Origin of the sequence: Bacteroides sp. HPS0048 (genome assembly GCF_964240755.1) — a bacterium.
GTDB lineage: Bacteria > Bacteroidota > Bacteroidia > Bacteroidales > Bacteroidaceae > Bacteroides > Bacteroides nordii.
In genome coordinates, this window is record NZ_CAXSVC010000078.1 from 1 (window position 1) to 1,068 (window position 1,068).

At 37.5% G+C, this 1,068-nt stretch carries 3 protein-coding genes; all 3 read right to left on the reverse strand.

Features of this window, described 5'->3' with window-relative positions; translation table 11 throughout:
* The coding region (locus ACESQI_RS24105; RefSeq protein ID WP_195570641.1) for a sugar phosphate nucleotidyltransferase at positions 1 to 76 on the reverse strand (76 nt) is incomplete at its 3' end.
* Positions 77 to 80: 4 nt separating this feature from the next.
* Positions 81 to 632 carry a UpxY family transcription antiterminator gene (locus ACESQI_RS24110; RefSeq protein WP_025868217.1) on the reverse strand — a complete coding sequence of 184 codons (552 nt, stop codon included), beginning with the start codon at positions 630 to 632 and terminating at the stop codon, positions 81 to 83.
* A gap of 216 nt (positions 633 to 848) precedes the next feature.
* Positions 849 to 1,068 (reverse strand): hypothetical protein (locus ACESQI_RS24115; protein ID WP_373127379.1); only part of this gene is annotated, 220 nt, incomplete at its 5' end.

Genomic DNA, 1,068 nt, shown 5'->3' on the forward strand with positions numbered 1-1,068 from the left:
ACAGCTGTTTACTTACCCCTTTGGTGATAGGATACAGACGGGTGCCTGAACCGCCGGCTAATACAATTCCTTTCATATTATTATAATGATGGTTGGTTCGTTGATAACTTCATTCTTTTCTTATGGCACTTGGTAGTTACTTTTTCTACAAATCCAGCAGGCATATCTACCTGTGCACATCCAAGCATATCCAATCGGATGGCAACTTTACTTTTTCCGTCTACCATTACCAGTTCTCCTTCCAGACCTGTTAATGGACCTTTGATCACTTTTACCAATTCTCCCGGAGCAAGTGGGGTAGTAGATAATTCCACGGCAGCTTTGGAGTAGTCCAACATGAATTTGAATTTCTCCATTTGTTTATCCGGGATAATAGCAGGAGTTGATTCTCCTCGTAACACCATATACCTGCTAACGGACGATAAGGTTAGAGGTAAAGAGCGTTCTTCGGGGGATACACGAACGAAGAGTATCATTGGAATCACCACACGTTCCACCTTTTTCCGGCGGTCACTCCATTGATGAATTTCCTCTTGAATGGGGAGGAAACATTCGATACCCATAGCGTTGATGCGATCACGAGTTTTCTTTTCGTGATGGAGGCGAACGTAAGCTGCAAGCCAGTACTTCATAAAGTTATATTCTGAGATTTCTGATATCGAAGGAGGGGGATACTGGTGCTTTGTTACGAAGCGCTTGAGCACGCTACGCTGTTACCTGTCACAACTCTGTGAGGTAATCTTTGATACAATAGACCAAATCCGATGCAAAGATATATATTATTTACGAAAAAAAATAATTTGTAGATAAAAAATAATATAATAAATGAGTTTTGTCTTTTTAATTCTTTATTTGGGTTCTGTCTTTTTGCTCATAGTTGTTTCTTGTTTGTTTCTTGAAAATATATTACTAATGTTTCGTTTGTAGTCCTTTTTATAAAAAGGGTTTGGATCTTTTTTAGAATTCATTAATACGAATGTTATCTTTTTTAAAGAAGGTATGATGGTATCTGTGAAATGAATGATATAATTCCTCGAATAGGTTTTTATGTAAATGAATATTTTATAC

Excerpts from the sequence above, each read along its gene's own strand:
- ACESQI_RS24110 (WP_025868217.1), bottom strand. The coding sequence starts at position 632 with ATGAAGTACTGGCTTGCAGCTTACGTTCGCCTCCATCACGAAAAGAAA.